The sequence below is a fragment of the Moritella sp. JT01 genome (genome assembly GCF_001574435.1).
Lineage (GTDB): Bacteria > Pseudomonadota > Gammaproteobacteria > Enterobacterales > Moritellaceae > Moritella.
The window spans coordinates 84,967-107,441 of record NZ_LOCN01000004.1 but is presented as its reverse complement, the minus strand read 5'-3'; the positions used below and the strand labels follow the sequence as shown (position 1 = coordinate 107,441).

Annotated in this window: 24 protein-coding genes; 17 read left to right on the top strand and 7 right to left on the bottom strand. The window is 41.2% G+C overall.

All coding sequences use genetic code 11. From position 1 onward, the window contains the following. Positions 1-30: 30 nt before the first annotated feature. From dsbC to lysS, 5 genes are all read left to right on the top strand, one after another. The gene (gene dsbC, locus AKG98_RS04040) at positions 31-828 is read left to right on the top strand and encodes a bifunctional protein-disulfide isomerase/oxidoreductase DsbC (protein ID WP_067041767.1); all 798 of its coding nucleotides are present in this window, start codon (positions 31-33) and stop codon (positions 826-828) included. Next, complete coding sequence (gene recJ, locus AKG98_RS04035) at positions 825-2,555, top strand: single-stranded-DNA-specific exonuclease RecJ (protein WP_067041764.1); 1,731 nt, start codon at positions 825-827, stop codon at positions 2,553-2,555. Before dsbC ends, recJ begins: the two co-directional genes overlap by 4 nt. A 140-nt stretch (positions 2,556-2,695) precedes the next feature. Continuing rightward, positions 2,696-3,109, top strand: a complete 414-nt coding sequence (locus AKG98_RS04030) for a CBS domain-containing protein (RefSeq protein ID WP_067041761.1) — start codon at positions 2,696-2,698, stop codon at positions 3,107-3,109. A 305-nt stretch (positions 3,110-3,414) separates the two neighbouring features. After that, positions 3,415-4,513, top strand: a protein-coding gene (gene prfB / locus AKG98_RS04025) for a peptide chain release factor 2 (RefSeq protein ID WP_198138616.1) whose coding sequence is annotated in 2 segments (ribosomal slippage) — positions 3,415-3,489 and positions 3,491-4,513 — 1,098 coding nt in all. Because the reading frame shifts where the segments join, the coding sequence is not laid out codon by codon here. Between the two features lie 17 nt (positions 4,514-4,530). Beyond that, entirely contained in the window at positions 4,531-6,039 is a 1,509-nt protein-coding gene (gene lysS, locus AKG98_RS04020) for a lysine--tRNA ligase (RefSeq protein WP_067041757.1), read from the top strand. A 75-nt stretch (positions 6,040-6,114) separates the two neighbouring features. Here the strand turns inward: lysS and AKG98_RS04015 are convergent, their stop codons facing one another. The 6 genes from AKG98_RS04015 to ygfZ form a co-directional block, all read right to left on the bottom strand. Next, the gene (locus AKG98_RS04015) at positions 6,115-6,336 is read right to left on the bottom strand and encodes a tautomerase family protein (RefSeq protein ID WP_067041755.1); all 222 of its coding nucleotides are present in this window, start codon (positions 6,334-6,336) and stop codon (positions 6,115-6,117) included. A 31-nt stretch (positions 6,337-6,367) separates the two neighbouring features. After that, a complete protein-coding gene (locus AKG98_RS04010) occupies positions 6,368-6,703 on the bottom strand; it encodes a carboxymuconolactone decarboxylase family protein (protein WP_067041752.1) in 336 nt (111 codons plus the stop codon). Then, complete coding sequence (locus tag AKG98_RS04005; protein WP_067041749.1) at positions 6,700-7,923, bottom strand: MFS transporter; 1,224 nt, start codon at positions 7,921-7,923, stop codon at positions 6,700-6,702. Before AKG98_RS04005 ends, AKG98_RS04010 begins: the two co-directional genes overlap by 4 nt. A gap of 252 nt (positions 7,924-8,175) precedes the next feature. After that, positions 8,176-8,664, bottom strand: coding sequence for a MarR family winged helix-turn-helix transcriptional regulator (locus tag AKG98_RS04000; protein WP_067041746.1), 489 nt, complete (start codon positions 8,662-8,664; stop codon positions 8,176-8,178). A 110-nt stretch (positions 8,665-8,774) separates the two neighbouring features. Next, complete coding sequence (locus AKG98_RS03995; protein ID WP_067041743.1) at positions 8,775-9,812, bottom strand: aldo/keto reductase; 1,038 nt, start codon at positions 9,810-9,812, stop codon at positions 8,775-8,777. Positions 9,813-10,220: 408 nt separating this feature from the next. Beyond that, positions 10,221-11,207, bottom strand: a complete 987-nt coding sequence (ygfZ, locus tag AKG98_RS03990; protein ID WP_067041740.1) for a tRNA-modifying protein YgfZ — start codon at positions 11,205-11,207, stop codon at positions 10,221-10,223. 120 nt (positions 11,208-11,327) lie between these two features. Here ygfZ and AKG98_RS03985 point away from each other — a divergent pair, with 120 nt between their 5' ends. The 3 genes from AKG98_RS03985 to AKG98_RS03980 all read left to right on the top strand — a co-directional run bounded on the left by AKG98_RS03985 (position 11,328) and on the right by AKG98_RS03980 (position 12,571). Then, positions 11,328-11,579 (top strand): succinate dehydrogenase assembly factor 2, encoded by a 252-nt coding sequence (locus tag AKG98_RS03985; RefSeq protein ID WP_067041738.1) that lies wholly within the window; start codon positions 11,328-11,330, stop codon positions 11,577-11,579. After that, positions 11,557-11,964: a protein YgfX gene (locus AKG98_RS22960; RefSeq protein WP_369814911.1), complete on the top strand. Its 408-nt coding sequence runs from the start codon at positions 11,557-11,559 to the stop codon at positions 11,962-11,964. The genes AKG98_RS03985 and AKG98_RS22960 overlap by 23 nt, the downstream gene beginning before the upstream one ends. Positions 11,965-12,073: 109 nt before the next feature. Further along, positions 12,074-12,571: a PaaI family thioesterase gene (locus AKG98_RS03980; protein WP_067041735.1), complete on the top strand. Its 498-nt coding sequence runs from the start codon at positions 12,074-12,076 to the stop codon at positions 12,569-12,571. Between the two features lie 90 nt (positions 12,572-12,661). Here AKG98_RS03980 and nadB read toward each other — a convergent pair whose 3' ends face one another. Continuing rightward, the gene (nadB, locus tag AKG98_RS03975) at positions 12,662-14,266 is read right to left on the bottom strand and encodes an L-aspartate oxidase (RefSeq protein ID WP_067041732.1); all 1,605 of its coding nucleotides are present in this window, start codon (positions 14,264-14,266) and stop codon (positions 12,662-12,664) included. A gap of 304 nt (positions 14,267-14,570) precedes the next feature. Here nadB and rpoE point away from each other — a divergent pair, with 304 nt between their 5' ends. The 9 genes from rpoE (at position 14,571) to recO (ending at position 22,471) form a co-directional block, all read left to right on the top strand. Beyond that, entirely contained in the window at positions 14,571-15,149 is a 579-nt protein-coding gene (gene rpoE / locus AKG98_RS03970; RefSeq protein ID WP_067041729.1) for an RNA polymerase sigma factor RpoE, read from the top strand. A 42-nt stretch (positions 15,150-15,191) separates the two neighbouring features. Next, complete coding sequence (locus tag AKG98_RS03965; protein WP_067041726.1) at positions 15,192-15,740, top strand: sigma-E factor negative regulatory protein; 549 nt, start codon at positions 15,192-15,194, stop codon at positions 15,738-15,740. Between the two features lie 13 nt (positions 15,741-15,753). Beyond that, on the top strand, positions 15,754-16,794 hold the full coding sequence (locus tag AKG98_RS03960) for a MucB/RseB C-terminal domain-containing protein (protein WP_067041723.1): 1,041 nt from the start codon (positions 15,754-15,756) through the stop codon (positions 16,792-16,794). A gap of 87 nt (positions 16,795-16,881) precedes the next feature. Next, a complete protein-coding gene (locus AKG98_RS03955) occupies positions 16,882-17,361 on the top strand; it encodes a SoxR reducing system RseC family protein (protein WP_067041719.1) in 480 nt (159 codons plus the stop codon). A gap of 91 nt (positions 17,362-17,452) precedes the next feature. Further along, complete coding sequence (gene lepA / locus AKG98_RS03950; RefSeq protein ID WP_067041715.1) at positions 17,453-19,249, top strand: translation elongation factor 4; 1,797 nt, start codon at positions 17,453-17,455, stop codon at positions 19,247-19,249. Between the two features lie 4 nt (positions 19,250-19,253). Continuing rightward, the gene (lepB, locus tag AKG98_RS03945) at positions 19,254-20,168 is read left to right on the top strand and encodes a signal peptidase I (RefSeq protein WP_067041712.1); all 915 of its coding nucleotides are present in this window, start codon (positions 19,254-19,256) and stop codon (positions 20,166-20,168) included. 2 nt (positions 20,169-20,170) lie between these two features. Next, positions 20,171-20,842 carry a ribonuclease III gene (gene rnc, locus AKG98_RS03940; protein ID WP_067041709.1) on the top strand — a complete coding sequence of 224 codons (672 nt, stop codon included), beginning with the start codon at positions 20,171-20,173 and terminating at the stop codon, positions 20,840-20,842. Continuing rightward, the gene (era, locus tag AKG98_RS03935; RefSeq protein WP_067041706.1) at positions 20,839-21,750 is read left to right on the top strand and encodes a GTPase Era; all 912 of its coding nucleotides are present in this window, start codon (positions 20,839-20,841) and stop codon (positions 21,748-21,750) included. Before rnc ends, era begins: the two co-directional genes overlap by 4 nt. Positions 21,751-21,763: 13 nt before the next feature. After that, positions 21,764-22,471 (top strand): DNA repair protein RecO, encoded by a 708-nt coding sequence (gene recO, locus AKG98_RS03930; RefSeq protein WP_067041703.1) that lies wholly within the window; start codon positions 21,764-21,766, stop codon positions 22,469-22,471. Positions 22,472-22,475 lie beyond the last annotated feature (4 nt).

Genomic DNA, 22,475 nt, shown 5'->3' with positions numbered 1-22,475 from the left:
AGATCCATTAAGGATAAAAGCGGAGAACATATGTTAAAGAAAGTAATGATTACAGCTGTAGCTGTAGGTTTAGTAGGGAGCTTTATACTTGGGATCGATGGTAGTCCTGAGCAGGCGTTAATTACTACTCCGACGGCTCATACTGAACAATCTATCAATGTAACATTATCAGCAGATCACCAGGATATTTCACGCTTATTAGCTGAAAAACTTAACTTTAAAGTATCGAGTGTAAGTGACAGTGTTATCCCTGGTTTGTTTGAAGTAGCTACCGATCAAGGTATTTTCTATGTGAATGCAGATGCCTCTAACCTTATTCAAGGCACACTTTACCAAGTTAATGATAACGGGGTTACGGATCTTACCGAACAAGCAATGGGTAAAGTACGCCAGCAAGCAATACAAGAATTCGCAGGTGATACCATTAATTACCTTGCCGAAAATGAAAAGTACAGCATCACGGTATTCACCGATATTAACTGCGGTTACTGTCGTAAGTTACATAACGAAGTCGCGCAACTGAACCAGCTTGGTATTAGTGTTAAATATTTAGCATTTCCACGCGGTGGTCTAAACTCTAAAACGTATCAAGATATGACGTCAATTTGGTGTGCCGAAGACCGTGCGCAAGCGATGAACAACGCAAAACGAGGCGGCAAAGTCATTCCTGAAATGTGTACAAATACAGTTGCACAGCAATATGAACTTGGTCGACGTTTAGGCGTCACGGGTACGCCTGCAATTGTTTTGGAAAACGGACAAATGCAGCCGGGTTACGTGCCTGCTGAGCAGATTCTTAGTATGCTAAAAAACATGGATAAATCTTGAACAAGCAAATTAAACGTCGCGATAATGCAGATTGTGACGGTATATCAGCAGCTGTGCCTGCATTATTACGCCAAATTTATGCCAGTCGTGGTGTGAAGTCAGATCAAGAATTAGAGAAAGGCGTTAAAAATTTATTACGTCCGAATCAGCTTAAAGGTATGACTGCCGCGTGTGATCTATTAGTCAGCGCGTTAGTACAAAATCAACGTATTATCATTGTAGGTGACTTTGATGCCGATGGCGCAACAAGTACCGCATTGTCGATGCTCGCTTTTAAAATGCTGGGTTATCGTAATGTTGATTTTTTAGTCCCTAATCGCTTTGAATTTGGCTATGGTTTAAGTCCTGAAATTGTTGATCTTGCTGCAGCCAATGGTGCACAACTGATCATGACGGTGGATAACGGTATTTCCAGCATTGCCGGTGTTGCTGCCGCGCAAGCGTTAGGCATTAAAGTGCTCGTGACCGATCACCATCTGCCGGGTAACGAAATACCGAATGCTGATGCTATTGTTAATCCCAATCAACATGGTTGTACATTCCCTAGCAAAAATCTTGCTGGCGTTGGTGTTGCCTTCTACGTCATGTTGGCATTGCGCAGCGCATTACGAGAGCAAGATTGGTTTGCCAAGCAAGGTTTAACCGAGCCTAATTTAGCCTGTCTACTGGATATTGTTGCGTTGGGTACGGTTGCTGATGTTGTGCCATTAGATGCTAATAACCGTATTTTAGTACATCAAGGTCTACAGCGTATCCGCGCCGATAAATGTCGGCCCGGCATTAAAGCCTTGATCGAAATTGCCAATCGTAATCAAGCACAGCTTTGCGCAAGTGATCTCGGTTTTGCATTAGGACCAAGATTAAATGCAGCGGGACGCTTAGATGACATGTCTGTTGGCGTAGCAACGCTATTGTGCGAAGATCTTAATAACGCGCGTCGTTTTGCTGGCGAACTCGATAGCCTGAATGAAGAGCGTAAAGAAATTGAAAGCTCAATGCAGCAAGAAGCACTGGCTATCCTAAAAAGTGTCGATTTTGATGCCGGACAAGTACCTTACGGCATTTGTCTATTTCAAGATGACTGGCACCAAGGTGTGGTTGGCTTAGTTGCATCTCGCATTAAAGAGCGTTTCCACCGCCCTGTTATCGCTTTTGCTGATGCTGGCGAAGGGGAAATAAAAGGTTCAGCCCGTTCAATACCTGGCTTGCATTTACGTGATGTCTTGGAGTTACTCGATACCCGAAATCCGGGCATGATCTTGAAATTTGGTGGCCATGCGATGGCGGCTGGTTTGTCTTTACGCCTTGATGGCTATGATGAGTTTGCCAAACAGTTTAACGACTTAGTGCAGGAACTATTAACGGAAGAGCAGTTAACTGGTGTGGTATTAAGTGATGGCGAACTACCGAGTGAGCAACTGTCATTGCCTACAGCAGAATTAATCAAAGAAGCTGCACCCTGGGGACAGATGTTCCCAGAGCCGATTTTTGATGGTATTTTTAAATTACGTGAGCAACGCCTTGTGGGTAAAAAACATTTAAAAATGATGTTGGAACCTGAAAGTGGTGGACCGTTAGTGGATGCGATTGCTTTTAATGTTGATTTAGAAGTATGGCCTGATGCCTCGGTACAGAAGATCGAGCTAGCCTATAAGCTGGATGTGAACGAGTTCCGTGGTAAGCGCAGCTTGCAGTTTATGGTTGAGCATTTACAGCCATTACGCTAATAAGCATTTATTTACAAATGCCTGTTGATAGTTTTTGTCGATTGAAGTGTTAGATTTAATCGGCTTTAGCTATATTGGGTTTGCAGTTATAGTTATTACCTCTTCTACAGCAATCCTGCTTTAAGATAAGGATATAGACCATGACTATGCAACGCGTAATGAATGAAATGAAAATTAATGCTCCAAGTATTCCCTGTGGTACGTCATTGGTCGCCGTGGTTGATTTGTTTGCTAAACACCAAATTAATGCTGTGCCCGTGGTTAACTCGACGAATGAAGTGATTGGCTTTGTTTCTGAATCAGATTGCTTGCAAGCCCTTATTAGTGGCAGTTACCACTGTGATAAACCTGCTATTGTGAACGATGTGATGAGTAAAAATGTCGTTAGCGTATCGCCACAAGACAGTATTATTGATATTGCCATCCGCATGACCAAAGACAACTTGAGTGTGTATCCCGTTGTAGAAGATCGCCAGTTGGTTGGTATCATTCGTCGTGGCGATATTCTGCAAGTATTGGCTGAAAATAATAACCAATGTAGTCAAGTCAGCTAACCTGGTTGGTTGCCATTATGTTCAAGCCATGCCCTGTCGCGTGGCTTTTTGCTATTTTATGCCGCTATATGTTCCCCCGTTTTTATTTATTCCTATTTATTTTCTTATATTATCGATTAATTTGCTGTTTTATTAATCTTCCTCTGTATATCCGCGAGTGAATTCGGTAAAATTTGCTGTTGTGTAAAATCCCATAGTTCGAATTATATACTTAGTAGAATGCTGATGCATATATCGATATCTGCATCATGCTGAGTACAATATCTTTAGCAAAATGCTGAATACAATTAAAATAGAGCAGAATCATGTTTGAAGTAAATCCAGTACTGAATAAATTAAAGGAGCTAGGCGAACGCGCTGAGCTGCTTCGGGGGTACCTTTGACTACGATGCAAGTAAAGAGCGTCTAGAAGAGGTATCTGCGGAATTAGAGTCATCGGAAGTATGGAATAACCCGAAATACGCCCAAGAATTAGGTAAAGAACGCGCGTCGTTAGAATTGATCGTCAAAACGATTGATGATCTAGGTACGGGTTGTGATGACGTTGAAGGCTTAGTTGAACTGGCAGTTGAAGCTGAAGACGAAGAAACATTTGCTGAAGCGCAACATGAAATTATCGGTTTAGAAGCACAACTGGCTAAACTTGAGTTTCGTCGTATGTTCTCTGGCAAACATGATGCAAATGATTGTTATCTTGATATCCAATCTGGCTCTGGTGGTACTGAAGCCCAAGATTGGGCAAACATGCTATTACGTATGTTCTTACGATGGGGTGAGGCACACAAATTTAAAGTTGAGCTGATCGAAGTATCATCTGGCGATGTAGCCGGGATCAAAGGTGCCACTATCCGTTTGGGTGGTGAATATGCTTATGGTTGGTTACGTACCGAAACTGGTGTTCACCGTTTAGTGCGTAAATCACCGTTTGATTCAAGTGGCCGTCGTCATACTTCGTTTGCATCGATATTTGTATATCCAGAAATTGATGACAGCATCGAGATTGATTTGAATCCATCGGACTTACGTATTGATGTTTACCGTGCTTCGGGCGCGGGTGGTCAGCACGTAAATACGACGGAATCTGCGGTACGTATTACTCACTTACCCACTAATCTTGTTGTACAATGTCAAAATGATCGCTCGCAGCATAAGAACAAAGATGCGGCGATGAAACAAATGCGTGCCAAATTGTTTGATCATGAAATGCAAAAACAAAACGCGGAAAAACAAATCGCCGAAGATGCGAAGTCAGATATCGGTTGGGGCAGTCAGATCCGTTCATACGTACTGGATGACTCACGCATAAAAGATTTACGTACTGGTGTTGAAACACGCAATACACAAGCCGTTTTAGACGGTGACTTAGACAAATTTATTGAAGCCAGCCTGAAATCAGGCCTGTAAAAAAATAGGGTTAAACAATGACTGAACAGTTACAAGATGAAAACAAACTGATTGCAGAACGTCGCGCGAAATTAGATCATATCCGCACCAACTGTAAAGCAAATGGCCACCCTAACGACTTTCGCGTAAAACATAAGTCAGCAGATTTACAGGCAGAATTTGGCGAAAAATCGAAAGAAGAATTAGTTGAAATGCAGCACGTGGTAAGCATCGCGGGTCGTATCATGGCTAAACGTGGTCCTTTCCTTGCTATCCAAGATACAGCTGGTCGTATTCAAGCATACGCATCGAAAGACGTACAAAAAGCACAAAAAGCTGACCTTGGTGGTTTAGATATTGGTGATATCGTTGGTATTACTGGTGCACTAAACAAATCAGGCAAAGGCGATCTTTACGTTGAAATGACGGACTACGTACTACTAACTAAAGCGCTACGTCCATTACCAGAAAAATTCCACGGTCTAACTGACCAAGAAATGCGCTACCGTCAACGTTATGTTGATCTGATCGTAAACGCTGAATCGCGTAATGCATTCATCGTCCGTTCTAAGCTGGTAACTGCGATCCGTAACTTCATGGTATCAAAAGATTACATGGAAGTTGAAACGCCAATGATGCATGTGATCCCTGGTGGTGCAACAGCGCGTCCATTTATCACTCATCATAACGCGCTTGATCAAGCAATGTATCTGCGTGTAGCACCTGAGCTATACCTTAAGCGTTTAGTTGTTGGTGGTTTTGATCGTGTATTCGAAATTAACCGTAATTTCCGTAACGAAGGTTTATCACCTCGTCACAATCCAGAATTCACAATGATGGAATTCTACCAAGCTTACGCTGATTACAATGACCTTATGGATTTCACTGAAGAAATGCTAAGCACGGTAGCGGTTGAAGTACTAGGTGCTACATCTATGCCTTACGGCGACGACATGGTTGAGTTCGGTGGCAAATACACACGTATTAGCATGTTAGATGCAATCAAACAGTACAACCCTGAGCACGAAGTTATCCAAGCATTGACTAATGAAGGTGTTCAAGATCGTGAGTTAATGGTTTCTATTGCGAAATCACTGAACATGAAGATAGAGAAATTCTGGACTTGTGGTCAGTTATTGGAAGAGATCTTTGGTGAAACTGCTGAACCACAACTGATTCAGCCAACATTCATTACTGGTTACCCAGCAGACATCTCGCCACTAGCACGTCGTAGCGATGACAACCCATTCTTCACTGACCGTTTTGAGTTCTTCATCGGTGGCCGTGAAGTTGCGAATGGTTTCTCTGAGCTTAACGATGCTGAAGACCAAGACGCACGTTTCAAAGCACAAGTTAACGCCAAAGATGCGGGTGATGATGAAGCAATGTACTACGATGCAGATTACATCACTGCACTAGAGCACGGTTTACCACCGACTGCTGGCCAAGGTATTGGTATCGACCGTTTAGCTATGTTATTTACCAATACACATACTATTCGTGACGTGATCTTATTCCCGGCAATGCGCCCACAAGCAAATAGCTAATTTATAGTATCAATCATGATGCTTTAATTAATGCATATAAAAGCCCTGTGAGAGTAATTTCACAGGGTTTTTTTATTAAGAGTATGTTTTGCGACGGCTTTCTATTGGAAAGTTTGAATCATCTCCTGTTATACCTGCATCAGCCCATTCGCTTCTTTCTATTTCTTGAATATAGACTGTTATTTTATCAAGCGGTACACCAGTCACTTCATGTGTTGTTTTGGTGAGTTCCTGCAGTAATTTTTTTTTCATTTCTTTATCGCCACTTTTCCATATCGTTACATTGATAATTGGCATAGGTTAGTCCTCTGTTGTTGATTTTGATTTGTTAAATTGGCACCCCAGCATAAATGGCCATTTGTATGACTATCTCAAGTAACTCTTTCTCTGTTACACCGACATTCAAAGAGGCCCTCATATGCAATTCAAGCTGTGGTTGAGCATTGCCCGAGGTGATTAAAGAGGCCACTGTTATCATTTCCCGCGTTTTAATATCAAGCCCTGGTCTGCCAACGACATCTGCAAAGGCATAATTAACAATTAGTTCGGGAAGCTCATCATCTAATTCAGCTAACTTTGAGATGACTTGATCGGCTAGCCCTGGTTGTAAGGTATTCATGATCTTTTTACCGTGCTCTGATATTTCTGTTGTGTATGCACTCATAGGTTATCTCGAACTAGCTGTGAGGGAGCGTCATTGATCTCGCTTGGAATAATTGAAATCATAAATAGTGATATTGCGATAGCGGTACCAGAGAAACTCATTAATACAGTGAAATCAAAGTTTGCCATTATCCATGCACCAAACAGCGCGCCTGTACCTATCGCACTGTTAAATATGGCGACATAAATGGCTGACGCTGGAAATGCATCCTCTTGGGCAATGCGTAACACCCAAGTTTGGAAGCCAACAAAAATGCCAGAAACGGATATACCCCAAAATATAATTAACGCAAAAATAGCGGTTTGATTAAGTGAGCTAGAAAAAATACCGAGAATGAGCAAGCTTACGGCAACCATGGCAACGGATAATAATATTAATGGCTTAAGGTATCGGTCAATGAATATACCTGTAATGAAGTTACCCATTAATCCGGCAATACCAAATGTAAATAGTGCGATGGAAATGAAGTTATCGCTAATCGCCTTTGACGCATGTAAGTAGGGTTCAATAAACGTAAACGCGCTAAAGTGTGCTGTGATTGCCAATAATGTCGCAATATAAATTTTAGATAATACCGGATTACGAATGACATTTTTTAAGACTGAAATACCGATAGCATGTTGTGATTTAATATTTGGAACTAACAGTAATATCCCCAAAAGTGAAAAAATACTTAAAGCGGAAATTATCCAAAATGCCATTTGCCAGCTTAAGTTGGCACCGATGACGTTCGCAATTGGAATACCGAAAACACTCGCTGCTGAAACGCCACCAAAAACAATGGATGTGGCTAGTCCGACATGACGGGCGGGCACCAGAGACATAGCAAGCGCGCCTATCATTGCCCAAAATGCACCATGAGAAAGAGCACCAATGACTCTTGCTGCAACGAACAAGTAATAGTCGGTCGCCATCGCACATAAGATATTTGAAATAAGCAAAATAAACATCAGCGTGATAAGCAATGCTTTTTTCGGTAGATTACCTAAAAATGCAGAAGATAAAAGCGCACTTATTGCCCCTATCCATGCATAAAATGTCACGGTTAGTCCAATCATAGATTTTGATTGTTGTAGCCCTTCTGCCATTGGTGTTAACAGACCTATTGGTGCAAGTTCAGCGGTAACAATGGTAAATGTTGCGATCGCTAATATTATGATAGATAGCCACATTTTTAAGTTCGATGTTTCAAAAGAGCTGTTAGTTTCTGTGTTGTTCATTATATTCCCCTAATATCCATTTGAGATTTAGTTTACTTATTTAAGTATGTACGCGTATAGTATGCTTGAATATAGTACGTCGACGTACTATATGTTTATGACTATTGCCATCGTGATTTGTAAAGTCTAGTGTTATGGCGTGGGTATCCCTATGTATGCGTAGATCTTAATATGTTGACTGATAGTGTGTTGGTTTGATGGATGGGTACCACTATTTTATCGTAGATAGACGGTCTTTCACGCCTAGCCCGTTTACATGTTATTGCTTATCTTTGTTAGGATTGATTTGAATGCGGCTTTTTCATTTTCATCTAATGAGCTCGTTAATCCTGCTAACCAGTTAAGCTGAGATGTGACGGTTTGATCTAAAGTTGCTTTACCTTCTGCGGTTAACTTAACCGTCAGTGAACGTCGGTCTGTTCTTGATGCTTCTCGCACTGCGAAACCGCGTGTTTCAAGAGAGTCAATCGTTGACGTGATCGATGCTCTGGTTAAACCGGTTAAGGTTGAGATCTCGTGTGGTGCTGCAGACTCTTTATCATTAATCATAAGCATTGAAACAAAACGACCTTCAAGTAACTCAAATTGATTAAGATTATTAACGCACATATCTGTTAATGCGGCGCTAAGGGTAAAAAATTGACCCAGTAAAGCAATCGCTTCACTATCCATGTTTCTTTTTTTAGCTTCTTTACATAGCGTTACATACTTGGGGCTCATTAATCCGTTCTTGTTATCCATTATCATGTCCTAATATATTACGTCTTATATTGTATATGACCTTATTATATGTCAATTAACCATATAGATGGAGAATATAGTGGCCATGTTATCGTGAGTATATTTAATCATTATTCGTTGAGGGCATAGCTGCGCATGGCTTGTTCGGTATAGCGAGTCCCTTGCACTTGAAAATTAGCACTTAGTGAATTCAGCAAATTCATCTCGTCAGCGTCAAGCTTTACCTGCATAGCATTGATATTTTGTTGTAAGTATTTTTGTTGTTTGGTTCCTGGTATAGGGATCACTGTCGGCGACTGATGCATCAACCAAGCGAGTGCGAGTTGTGCTGGTGTGCAGGCTTTGGCTTGTGCTAACTCAGTTAATGCCGTGGTTAATTTGTTATTATGATTCAGGTTTTCATCGCTAAATCGAGGTAATGTACGGCGAAAATCATCATGATCTAATTTATCAAGGGTGTTTAATTCGCCACTCAATAATCCACGGCTAATCGGGCTATATGCAACAAATGTAATACCTAATTCACGACATGCATCGAGCACACCATCGTTCTCGACACCACGACTGAGTAATGAATATTCAGACTGAACGGCACTGATTCCATGTTTACCTTCGGTTAAATCTAATAAGCATTGGTGTGCGTAACGAATATATTCTGCATTGGCTTCAGAGAGCCCGACAGCTTTAATTTTACCTGCTTTGAGTAGTGATGCCATTGCTGACATTGCGATTAAAATAGCGTCTGGACTATCAATCACACGATGTAAATAATAGAGATCAATCGTGGTGCTAAGGCGCGCAATACTGGCCTCACAGCATGCGATAATATATTCACGACTATTATCAACACCACGTTTTTGTGAGTCGTGTTCATCACGGATAATGCCACATTTAGTGGCAACTACAATTTGTGTACGGTCGGGTAAAGTGGCGATGAACTCACCTAGTAGTATTTCATTGCGGCCATAACCGTAGACATCGGCAGTATCAAAAAAATTTACTCCCGCAGAAACTGCACTTTGCAATAGTTGTTTACTGTGGTTATCATCGCTTTGACCGTAAAATTCTGACATCCCCATGCAGCCTAAGCCTTGAGGAGTGACGGTAAGATGACTATTACCAATTTTTAACATAGTTTTAGTATCCATAATTACTCTCCAACCTATTGATTATATTTTTATAAAAGCGTTTGGTAAATCTTGAAATAGTGCAACCCTATATAATTGCATAAAATATAGTAAGGCGCCTTATTATATTAATCATGCTTAAATTATATTGTCAATAAATTTATATATAAATATGAGTAACTCTTGGGTAGTAATCAAACGACCAGGATAGTGTTTTGTGGAATGTAGCTAGGTGGCGCACTATATGTTTTGACGTACAATATGGGTCAGTGTTTTTGATATTATTTTAAAAAAATGCACGTATTTATTACTTTATAACGTGATTCATGGGGTTGGTAGGTTATTGGTTTTATGCTGTAGTTTATATTATTCTGTGGGGACTTATGAAAGGAACGAGGTGAGCATTTTCACCTCGCTTGATAATGTGTACTAGTCTGCTTCTACCAATGAATAAGGCAATGGCATAAAGGCTAAGTTTGATTCGTTATCGGTAATTTTAAACACGCTATCTGTTTCAAGGTTATTTGGCATAACACTCGAGATCAGCTGAACGCCATCGCTATAACGGTAGCTTAAGTTGACCTTGCCTGTACTACGCCAATTCTCACCCAGTTGTAGTTCAATGTTATCACCACTGTTTACTTCAGTTGCCGTTGCACCAGTTAAGATTGCCATTGCACGTTTGTTGGTGCCTCGGTATTTAGCGCGAGCGACCGTTTCTTGTCCTGTGTAACACCCTTTCGTGAAACTAATACCATCATAAGCTTGTAGGTTGAATGCTTGTGGGATCTGTACGCTGCTCATTGCTGTCCCTACAATGGGTGCTGCTGCGAGGATATCCAGTGCATCCCAGAATGAACCGTCGTCAGTTGCAGCTTCTGCTAAGTGTTGGCTGATCTGTTGTAGTGAGGCATCGCTTTTTTGTAATAATATTAAGAAACGTGGGGTATCGCCAATAAGTCGCATGACAAAACCATTCGGTAAATGAGTGACCGCTTCTTCGCCAAGAGTAATTGCGAAGGTCTTATTCAACCACTGTTCAGCTTGTGCGCCAGCTATACCGTAGAGGTTACAAAATGCAGAGGCATCGGTCAGTTCTACTTTTGAGAATACCGCGTATTTTTTTAGTTCAGGCAGGGTGATCGCCAATGCGTCTTTGCGCATGATGAAATAAAACGAATTGCCTTTTTTAGCTACTTGGAATGTTGACCACAGTTTTCCTTTTGGATCGCAATGACCACCCCAAGTTGTTTGTTGGTCTTCTAAACCCACCAGATCACAAGTCAATTGGCCTTGTAAATAACTTAAACGCTGCTCACCTGTTGCAGTCATTAATCCCCAGTGCGATAGTTCGCTTACGATCACATTTGGTAATGCGTCTGTTGATGCTAGGGTCAGTTTATTAAATTGCGTCATTGTTTACTCTTCTCTGGCTGGTTTTCTCTATGGTAGAGTGAACGCAAGCATTTGTCTTTAGAAGATCTTGTTTATTTTTGTGATAGAATAACCCTATGGACTGTAGGATAAGGGATAAAAATGACTAAGTTAGATTCAAAGGCGCGTTTACGTTGGGCATGTCGCCGTGGCATGCTAGAACTAGATGTATTATTTCGTCCGTTTGTGGATGAAGCTTATGATGATTTATCAGATGAAGATAAATTTATTTTCCAACGCTTGTTAGAAGGCGAAGATCCCGAGTTATTTGCTTGGGCAATGGGTCATGAAAAGTGTGGCGACCCAGAGTTAGCCTATATGATGGATAAAATTGTCTCAAGAGTTAAAGTGTAGCGCCACGTTACGCCCATCTAGATACTGGTTGTTGCTATGTATTGTAATACATAGTTTGGTGCTCGGTTTGCTGCTTACTTGGTTGGTACTTGTACCCCTACAATTGGTTTATTCCGTAGTCATTATTGCTCTGTGTGGTTATCAATGCAGGCAACATTGGCTACGCCGTTCCCGTTTTACCTATTTCACCAATGGCTATATTCAGTTTGACGCTGGGGGTGAACTATTTGCAATTACCCGATGTTCACGTAGCGCAGATCTTTTTATTCAATTAAGTTATATCAGCTTAAATAAGGGGCGCGTTCAGTCATTATGTATAATGCGTGATGCTATCGACGATACTGATTATCGCCGTCTAGTTCGGACCATTAAAATATTAAAGTAGCAGCTAAACTAATATCTTTGAATCAGGTGTAAAAAATTGTTTCAGTGCTGGTAAGTTCATTTTCATTCGTGTTAGTCTTTATTTTCAATGCATTATAAGGGCTAAACGGATGAAGCTATTCAACTTATTTTCAGAAACGACTAAGTACACGCTGTTTCTACGATTATTTACCTTACTTAAAGTACCCTCGCTATTTTATGTTAGACCTTCAGTACATCAACTTGATGAGCGTACTTGTACGATTAAGATCCCATTTAAAAGACGCAACAAAAATCACATGAATTCGATGTTTGTCGGGGTACTTGCAAGTGGTGCAGACTGCACGGGCGTATTAGCTGCAATGCACAAAACCCAAATGAAAGGCGTTAAGGTGGGCTTCGCATTGAAATCGATGCAAGTTGATTTTATTAAACGTGCAGAGGGGGATACCTACTTTACCTGCGTGCAAGGGCTCGATATCGCTCAGTATGTAAAGGAAGCTATGATCACTGGTGAGCGCTTAAATAGACCGATTAAGGTTATCGCCACTTGTCCAGATAGTACTGGGGATGAGCCTGTAGCCGCTTTTACCTTAATGTTGTCATTAAAAAGTATGACTAAAAAATAGGTTGTTGATAACGCCGTCGCTTGACGCAAGAAAGCAGCCTGATAGCTGCTTTCTTGCATATTATTTTTATAACGGCTAACCAGCCATAAATTATACCTTAGGCTGTAAGATAGTTGGTTGTGGTTCGTCGAATTGTTCTGGGTAGTCGAGCGTGTAGTGCAAGCCGCGACTTTCTTTACGGTCGAGGGCGCAACGAATGATCAAGTCTGCTACAGTCACTAGGTTTCTTAATTCCAATAAGTTATTACTGACACGGAAATTACTGTAGTACTCATCAATTTCTTGTTGCAATAGATTCACACGGCGTTGGGCACGCTCTAGACGTTTAGTGGTTCTTACAATACCGACGTAATCCCACATAAATAAACGTAGTTCATGCCAGTTATGTTGAATTATAACTTCTTCATCTGAGTCAGTTACTTTACTCTCATCCCAAGCTGGAATGCGGTAATCTTTACGTTTTTTGTGTAACTTCGATAAGATATCTTCTGCTGCTGCGTGGGCAAACACAATGCATTCTAATAACGAGTTACTGGCTAAACGGTTGGCACCGTGTAAACCGGTATAAGCTACTTCGCCAATCGCGTATAAACCGCGCATATCAGTTTGACCCGTTAAGTCAGTCATTACACCACCACAGGTATAATGTGCAGCGGGTACTGCTGGGATTGGGTCTGTAGTTATATCAATACCTAACTTCAAGCAACGCTCATAAATAGTCGGAAAATGACTAATAACGAACTCAGCGGGTTTATGACTGATATCTAAATACACACAATCACTACCCAGACGTTTCATTTCAAAGTCGATAGCACGGGCAACAATATCACGCGGAGCCAATTCTGCACGTTCATCGAAACTTGGCATAAAACGGGTGCCGTCTGCATGACGTAAATAGGCACCTTCACCACGTAGTGCTTCGGTTAATAAGAAGTTCTTCGCATCTGGGTGGAATAAACAGGTAGGGTGGAATTGGTTGAATTCCATATTGGCAACACGGCAACCTGCACGCCACGCCATCGCAATACCGTCACCACTCGAAACATCGGGATTACTGGTATATTGATAAACCTTACTGGCACCCCCCGTCGCTAAAATAACGAAGCGTGCTTTAATCACTTCAACTTTTTCGGCGTCACGATTCCACACATACGCACCGATAATACGGTTAGTTGCTTGGTTAAGCTGTTTAGTCGAAATAAGATCAACCGCGTTAAAGCGTTCCATTAAGGTGATATTCGGATGTTGACTCACATTATCGATTAACGTGGTTTGAACTGCTTTACCTGTGGCATCGGCGGCATGCAGGATACGGCGATGGCTATGGCCACCTTCTTTGGTTAGGTGATAATGTTGTTCACCATTATCATCGGCTACTTGATCAAAGGGTGCGCCTTTATCTATTAACCAGTTTAAGCTGGCGGCCGCGCTGCTTGCTGTAAAGCTAACGGTATCTTCATCACATAAACCAGCACCAGCCACAAGGGTATCGGATACATGGCCTTCCACACTGTCTGCTTCATCAAAAACGGCGGCGATACCACCTTGTGCGTAGAGAGTTGAGCCTTCGGTTAAGCTACTCTTACTTAATACTGTCACTTTAGCGTGATCAGCGAGTTTCAAGGCAAGTGAGAGTCCTGCGGCACCACTGCCGATAATCAGTACATCGCTTTGGTATTCCGCATTTGTTCTCATAGTTTCCGCTCTATTTGTAGTATGCTGTTATGTCTATACCCAAGTTACGTCAAGATGCTATATCAGAGATAAGCAGGTTGTGCATCTTGAGGTTGTTTAGGTATAACTCTAAGTAGGGCATTATAAGCTTTAAATCTCGGGCAATAAAAAGGTATTTTGATTTATTTGTCCTTATTTTGATTTAATTAGCACAATGGCGAACTTTATTTGGCGTTAAAACGAACTTTATTTATATAACGCAGTCTGAAAAATACACATTAGTAATACTAGTGTCATCAGAATAATAAGAGGTTATGAGTTACTAATGAGTGCAAAAGAGACGGACTTGCAATTAGTCGAGCGAGTTCAAGGCGGTGACAAAGCCGCATTTAATTTATTGGTGACTAAATACCAACAGAAAGTGGCGAACCTGATCTCACGTTACGTTTCAGCCAGTGGTGACGTTGCCGATGTGACTCAGGAAGTGTTTATTAAAGCGTATCGTGCGTTGCCTAATTTTAGAGGTGATAGCGCGTTTTATACTTGGCTATATCGGATTGCCAGTAATACCGCTAAAAATTATTTAATTGCGCAAAGTAGACGACCGCCTGCGAATGATGTTGATGCTGCAGATGCGGAGTTTTACGAAGGTAATGATGGCATGCGCGAGTCATCAACACCTGAACGGATTATTTTGGCTGAAGAGATGAAAGCGGTAATTTTTTCTGCTATTGACGCGTTACCTGATGAATTACGTACCGCGATAACATTACGTGAAATGGAAGGCATGAGTTATGACGATATTAGTATTGTCATGAGCTGCCCAGTGGGTACTGTTCGCTCACGTATTTTTCGAGCGCGTGAAGCGATTGAAGTAAAATTAAAACCCTTACTTCAACAGTAAATTAAACACAGATTACGGACGAGTAAATTTAGGTAATTAATTATGATAGAAAAAGAACGTTTATCCTCCTTAGTAGACAATGAATATATTGATGCAGCACTACTTGATGAGTTAGGTAAGGATGAAGCATTATCTTCAAGTTGGCAGCATTACCACATGATTGGTGATGTGATGCGCGGTGAAACACCTGCAACGGTTAATTTAGATCTTACCCGTGCCATCACAGCGGCTATCGCCGCAGAACCGGAACTGATAATGCCAAAAGAAAGTGCAAACGACAGCTCTTTCTATCAGAAAGTAATCCGGCCTTGGCTAAAAACAGGTGGTCAATTTGCTATTGCCGCATCGGTTGCGTTAATGGTGATTACGGGTGTGCAATACAGTAATACTGAAGCACCAATAACAGGACTTGAACCTGCGCTTAATGTGATGCCGTTTGCCGGTGTTGCATCACCAGTCAGTTTTAGTGTTGAATCACCTGATTCGCGTCAAGTACAGCCAGAGTTTACGGATGAAGAAAAGGTAGAACAAGTACGTCGTATTAATGCATTTGTACTTGATCATCAATTACAAAAACGCATCCAGCAATAATAGTGAGCCCGTAATGTTCAAGAAAAGTGTTGGTTTGTGGATATTGTTGTCTTCATTTTTTACGCCGCTGGCATGGAGTGAAGCAACGACAAGCAGTGAGCAAGTCGATAATAGAGTTGTTAATAATAGTGTATCAGGGCAACCGAAATTATCCGCTGATGCATTGCTAGATAACATGAAAACGGCGTTTAAGCAGTTAAATTATGATCTGTCTTATGTCGAAATTGAACGTGGTAGAATAACCCCTATGCGTTATAGTCATGGGGTTATTGATGGAGTGTCTGTTGGGCATTTACTGTCTTTAAATGGTAACCCACGTGAATATTTACGCCGTGGTAATATCACCAGTTTCTTTGAAGCAGAGCAGCCGGGTTATTCGTTATCATCAACCGCTATTCCGGGGTTATTATTTGATTTAATGGCCACCGAATTGACGCTTGATGATAGCTTATACCAAGCGATTTATGTGGGTGGAAAATCACGTGTGACAGGACGTTTAAGTCAAATTGTACGTGTTGTTCCGAATGATAAATATCGCTTTGGTTATTTAATTTGGATAGATTTAACCACCAATTTACCACTGCGTATTGACATGATTAAAGACAGTGGTGAAGTGGTGTTCCAAGTGATGGCTATTTCACTGTATCAATTTCCGGATGTAACGCCTTGGTTAGAGCAGCTCAATGCGGTAAAATTACCACCAGTATTATCTGCAATGCAAACACAAGCGTTAATGCCTGAACCAACGAAATCAGAGTGGAAAGCTGCTTGGATACCTGATGGTTTTAAACAAATTGTAAGTAACAAACACCAGATTGCAGGAATAGGTCAAACAATTGATTACATGCAATTTACTGATGGGTTAGTTGATATATCTATCTATGTTAATACCAATGCTAAAGCGGGTAGTTTAAGTCAAGGGTTAGGTGTATCGGGACAAATTAGTTTACAATCTAAAATTACAGACGATATTGAGATTGTCGTGGTGGGTGAAGTGCCGAGCTTTACCGCCAAGAAAATTGCTGAATCAGTAGTCCGTAATATTGATAACTAATTTTTCTAGCACGCGTTTCTGCGCTTAACGATAAAAGATCTGTGTAGTTAAGCCAGTTACGATTGTTTTATACAAGGCATTTACCGTATGATTATTGAAACAGCTATCGTTCAAAGTGTTACTGGTGATCTGGTTTCGGTACAGTGCGAAAGTCAATCTGCTTGTAACCATTGTCATGCGAGCGATAACTGCGGCACCGGAATGGTCGCCAAAGCATTCCCACATCGGACTCATCGTTTTACCGTCATTAAAACAGCAGATGTTGTTGCGGGTGATAAGATTGAAATCGGGCTACGTGAAAAGAATTTAGTCACCAGCGCAATGCTGGTTTACTTGCTGCCATTAGCGACAATTTTACTGTCACTGAGTCTTGGTCAGTATTTATCACAAGTTTTCCAATTTGAAGGCGAAGGCTTGGTTATTCTCGCGGCTTTTGTTGGTGGCTACATTGGTTTTAGTTGCACGCGAAAATTAAGCGTTATATTTGATCAACGCTTTGATTTTAAACCTAAAATGCTAGGTGTTGTAGCTCAATCTGAAGTGATAGGGCAATGGCGCGCTGATTAAAAGCAATGAAAGATAGCAGTCATCCCTTAAATCCGTTAAAATCTGCCTCATTAAGTGTCATATCTACTAAGTATTGGATATTATCTAACTCATGAAACACATTCGTAATTTTTCAATTATTGCTCATATCGATCACGGTAAATCAACTTTATCAGATCGTTTGATCTCATTTTGTGGTGGTTTATCTGACCGTGAAATGGCTGCACAGGTTCTTGACTCAATGGATATTGAGCGCGAGCGTGGCATTACAATTAAAGCACAAAGCGTAACGCTGGATTATAAAGCCAAAGATGGTGAAACTTACCAACTTAACTTTATTGATACTCCAGGGCACGTGGACTTCAGCTATGAGGTATCTCGCTCATTAGCAGCATGTGAGGGTGCTTTACTTGTTGTCGACGCTGGTCAAGGCGTAGAAGCACAAACGCTAGCAAACTGTTATACCGCGATGGAAATGGACTTGGAAGTTGTGCCAATCCTGAATAAAATCGATTTACCCGCTGCCGATCCTGATCGCGTAGCAGAAGAAATCGAAGACATCATCGGTATTGATGCAATGGAAGCAACACGTTGCTCTGCAAAGACTGGTTTAGGTATCGAAGACGTACTTGAAACAATTGTCAGAGAAATTCCATGTCCATCAAAAGGTTCTGAAGACGCACCACTGCAAGCTCTGATCATCGATTCATGGTTTGATAACTACCAAGGTGTGGTATCGCTAGTACGTATTACCAATGGTGTAATACGCAAAGGTGATAAGCTAACTGTGATGTCTACTGGCCAATCGCACTTGGTTGATAAAGTCGGTATCTTCACACCAAAACAGACTGATACCAACGTACTGCACTGTGGTGAAGTAGGTTTTGTTATCTGCGGTATTAAAGATATTTTAGGTGCACCGGTTGGTGATACGCTAACCTTGACTCGCAACCCTGCAGATGCGCCAGTACCGGGTTTCAGTAAAGTAAAACCTCAGGTTTATGCGGGCATGTTCCCAATTAGCTCTGACGATTATGAAGCGTTCCGTGATGCACTGGGTAAATTAAGTCTAAACGATGCGTCTTTATTCTACGAACCAGAGAGCTCAACCGCACTTGGTTTTGGTTTCCGTTGTGGTTTCTTAGGTTTACTACACATGGAAATCGTTCAAGAACGTTTAGAGCGTGAATACGATCTTGAATTGATTACGACTGCACCAACTGTTGTTTACGAAGTTGAAACCAAAAAAGGTGAAGTGATTTACGTTGATAGCCCGGCCAAGTTACCGGCAGTCAATGATATTGAAGAGATCCGCGAACCCATTGCAGAATGTAATATCCTCGTACCACAAGAATACCTAGGTAATGTAATTACCCTTTGTATTGCTAAGCGTGGTGTACAAACGAAGATGGATTATCACGGTAAGCAAGTTGCATTAACTTACGAGATCCCAATGGGTGAAGTAGTGATGGACTTCTTTGACCGTTTGAAATCGACAAGCCGTGGTTATGCGTCACTGGATTATTCTTTCATCCACTTTAGTGCTGCTGATATGGTACGTGTTGATGTATTAATCAATACTGACCGTGTTGATGCATTAGCGATGATCACTCACCGTGAAAACTCGATGAATCGTGGCCGTTTACTGGTTGAAAAGATGAAGGAACTTATTCCGCGTCAAATGTTTAACATTGCAATCCAGGCGGTTATTGGTTCACAAGTGATTGCCCGTAGTACCGTTAAACAAATGCGTAAAAACGTGATCGCCAAGTGTTATGGCGGTGATATTAGCCGTAAGAAAAAACTGCTACAGAAACAAAAAGACGGTAAGAAACGCATGAAGCAAGTTGGTAATGTTGAGGTACCTCAAGAAGCCTTCTTAGCTGTGTTGCATATCGGAAAGGACTAAATAAATGGCAACCTATTTTTCACTGATATTGGTACTCGTTACTTTCGTTAGCGGTATTATTTGGGCGTTAGATAAACTGATTTGGGAAAAAGCACGCGATGAAAAAGTTGCGTTTGCTCAATCTCAAGCGGAATTACCAGCGGAAGCTATTGCAAAATTAGGGCAAGAATCGTTTATTGTTGAAAATGCAAAATCGATCTTCCCTGTGATTGCAGCAGTGATGATATTACGTTCATTTTTATACGAACCATTTCAAATTCCATCCGGCTCGATGATGCCAACTTTATTAGTTGGTGATTTCATTCTGGTTGAAAAATTTAGTTATGGCGTTAAAGATCCGGTATTACGTTCTACACTTATCGAAACAGGTAAACCAGAACGTGGCGATGTCGCGGTATTTAAATACCCACCACAGCCAACAATTGATTACATTAAACGTGTGGTCGGTTTGCCAGGTGATCGTATAGCCTATCGTGGAAAGCAGGTTTTCATTCAACAAGCATGCAGCGGAACAAACTGCGCAGGGTTTAAAAAACTCGATCTTAGTTTAGTCGAAATTGGCAAATTTAAAGATCAAATGGTTGAATTACAGCAATATACAGAGCAACTTGGGGATGTTAAACATAACATCTTAATTAACCCTAGCCGTCCTGATTTAGCGCGTGATTTTTATCAGCAAGATAATCCGCCAACCCGTCAATACGAATGGGTTGTACCGGATGGTCATTACTTCATGATGGGTGATAACCGTGATAATAGTGCTGATAGCCGTTTTTGGGGTTTTGTTCCGGAAGCAAATTTAGTCGGAAAGGCTGTGTTCATTTGGACTAGTTTCGAATTTGAACGCGACCCAGATTCTTTATTACCTAGTTGGATCCCAACGGGTATACGCTTTAGTCGTATTGGCAAGTTAAAATAATTATGACAATTATATTAGAAAGATTACAAAAAGTATTAGGTTATCAGTACCAAGACGATGCCTTGCTACAACAAGCACTGACTCACCGTAGTGCTTATTACAAACATAACGAACGTCTTGAATTTTTAGGCGATTCGGTACTTGGCTTTATTATTTCAGATGCATTATTTTGCCAGTTTCCTGAGGTGCCAGAAGGTGATTTAAGCCGTATGCGTGCAACCTTAGTGAAAGGGTTAACGCTCGCTGAAATTGCGCGTGAGTTTGAACTAAGTGAATGTTTAATCTTAGGCCCTGGTGAATTAAAAAGCGGCGGCTTCCGTCGTGAATCTATTCTTGCGGATACAGTCGAAGCCTTAATCGGTGCGATGTATTTAGACAGCGATATGGACATGACACGTAAATGCGTACTGGCTTGGTATGCATCACGTTTAGCGGCGATCAAACCAGGTATCGATCAGAAAGATGCTAAAACACAGTTACAAGAATGGCTGCAAGGACGTAAGCAAGCACTTCCATTGTATCAAGTAGTGGAAGTTAAAGGTGAAGCTCATAATCAAGAGTTCACTATTCATTGCGTTACTGAAGGCCTAGAGCACCCTGTTGAAGGTAAAGGTACTAGTCGTCGTAAAGCAGAACAAGAAGCAGCTCAAAAAGCATTGGAGCAATTACAATGAGTGATATGACTTATAGCGGCTTTGTTGCTATCGTTGGTCGTCCTAACGTAGGTAAATCAACGTTACTAAACCGTATTTTGGGACAAAAGGTAAGTATTACCTCGCGTAAACCACAAACGACTCGTCACCGTATTCTCGGTATTGATACTGAAGAAAATCGTCAGACTGTGTATATTGATACACCTGGTCTACACATCGATGAAAAACGTGCAATTAACCGTTTAATGAACCGTGCTGCAAGCAGCTCATTAAAAGATATGAATGTTGATGCGGTAATCTTTGTTGTTGATGGTACCCGTTGGACCGACGATGATGAGATGGTATTGAATAAGCTACGTGAGATTAACTGCCCGATTTACTTGGCGATTAATAAAACCGATGCGATCAAAGATAAAGCCGAAGAGTTAATGCCACATTTACAGGTATTAGCAGCGAAGTTTGACTTTGCAGAAATTATTCCGATCTCTGCAACGAAAGGTACCAATGTAGAAATGCTACGTGGTATTTGTTCGAAGCAGTTACAAGAAGGTGATTTTTACTTCCCAGAAGATTATGTAACGGATCGTTCTTCACGTTTCATGGCATCTGAAATCATTCGTGAAAAACTGATGCGTTTCACCGGTCAAGAATTGCCTTACTCAACCACGGTTGAGATCGAGCAGTTTAAAGTCAGTGAAAACGGCACATACCACATCAATGCGTTAATTTTAGTGGAACGTGATACCCAAAAACGTATGGTTATTGGTAATAAAGGCTCGAAACTAAAAACCATTGGTACTGAAGCACGCCGTGATATGGAAACTTTGTTCGATAATAAAGTATTCCTAGAATGTTGGGTAAAAGTGAAATCTGGTTGGGCTGATGATGAACGTGCACTTCGTAGCTTAGGTTACGGAGATGAAGTGTAAATAGCGTTATTGTATGGACTTACAAAACGCTTTTGTACTGCACCGTCGACCTTTTAAGGAGTCGAGTTTACTCATCGACTTCTTTACCATTAACGATGGTAAAATTTCGTTAGTGGGACGAGCAGGGCGAGGGCGTAAGAACAGTCAAAGTGCAATTTTACAGCCGTTTACCTTACTTAATATCGCCTATGCCGGCAAAGGTGGATTAAAATCCATGCGTCAGGTAGAGGCGGTATCTAATTCATTACCGCTCTCAGGTCGGCATCTCTATGCTAGCTTTTATCTCAACGAATTACTCTATCGCTTACTGGCCAGTGAACAAGCGAACCCCGAACTATTCTCCCATTATCAAAATGCATTATTAGCGTTAGCTAAACAACAACCCCTTGAACCCTTATTGCGTGAATTTGAATTTAATTTAATGCAATGTTTAGGTAACATTGGTGCGTTAAGCTATTGTGCTGATACCATGGATGCTGTATTCCCCGACCGTATGTATAAATACGTACCACATGTTGGGATTGTGCCATCTATTTATAAAGTTGCAGTGGATAGCTCATTTTTAGGTAAAGATTTACTCGCCTTTGAGCAAAGACAATTTAACCAAGAGAATTTAGCGGCTGCAAAACGCTTTTGTCGACAAATGTTGTTACCCTACTTGGGCAACAAACCGCTGAAAAGTAGAGAGCTGTTTATTAATAAACCGCTGAAAAACAGATAACCGT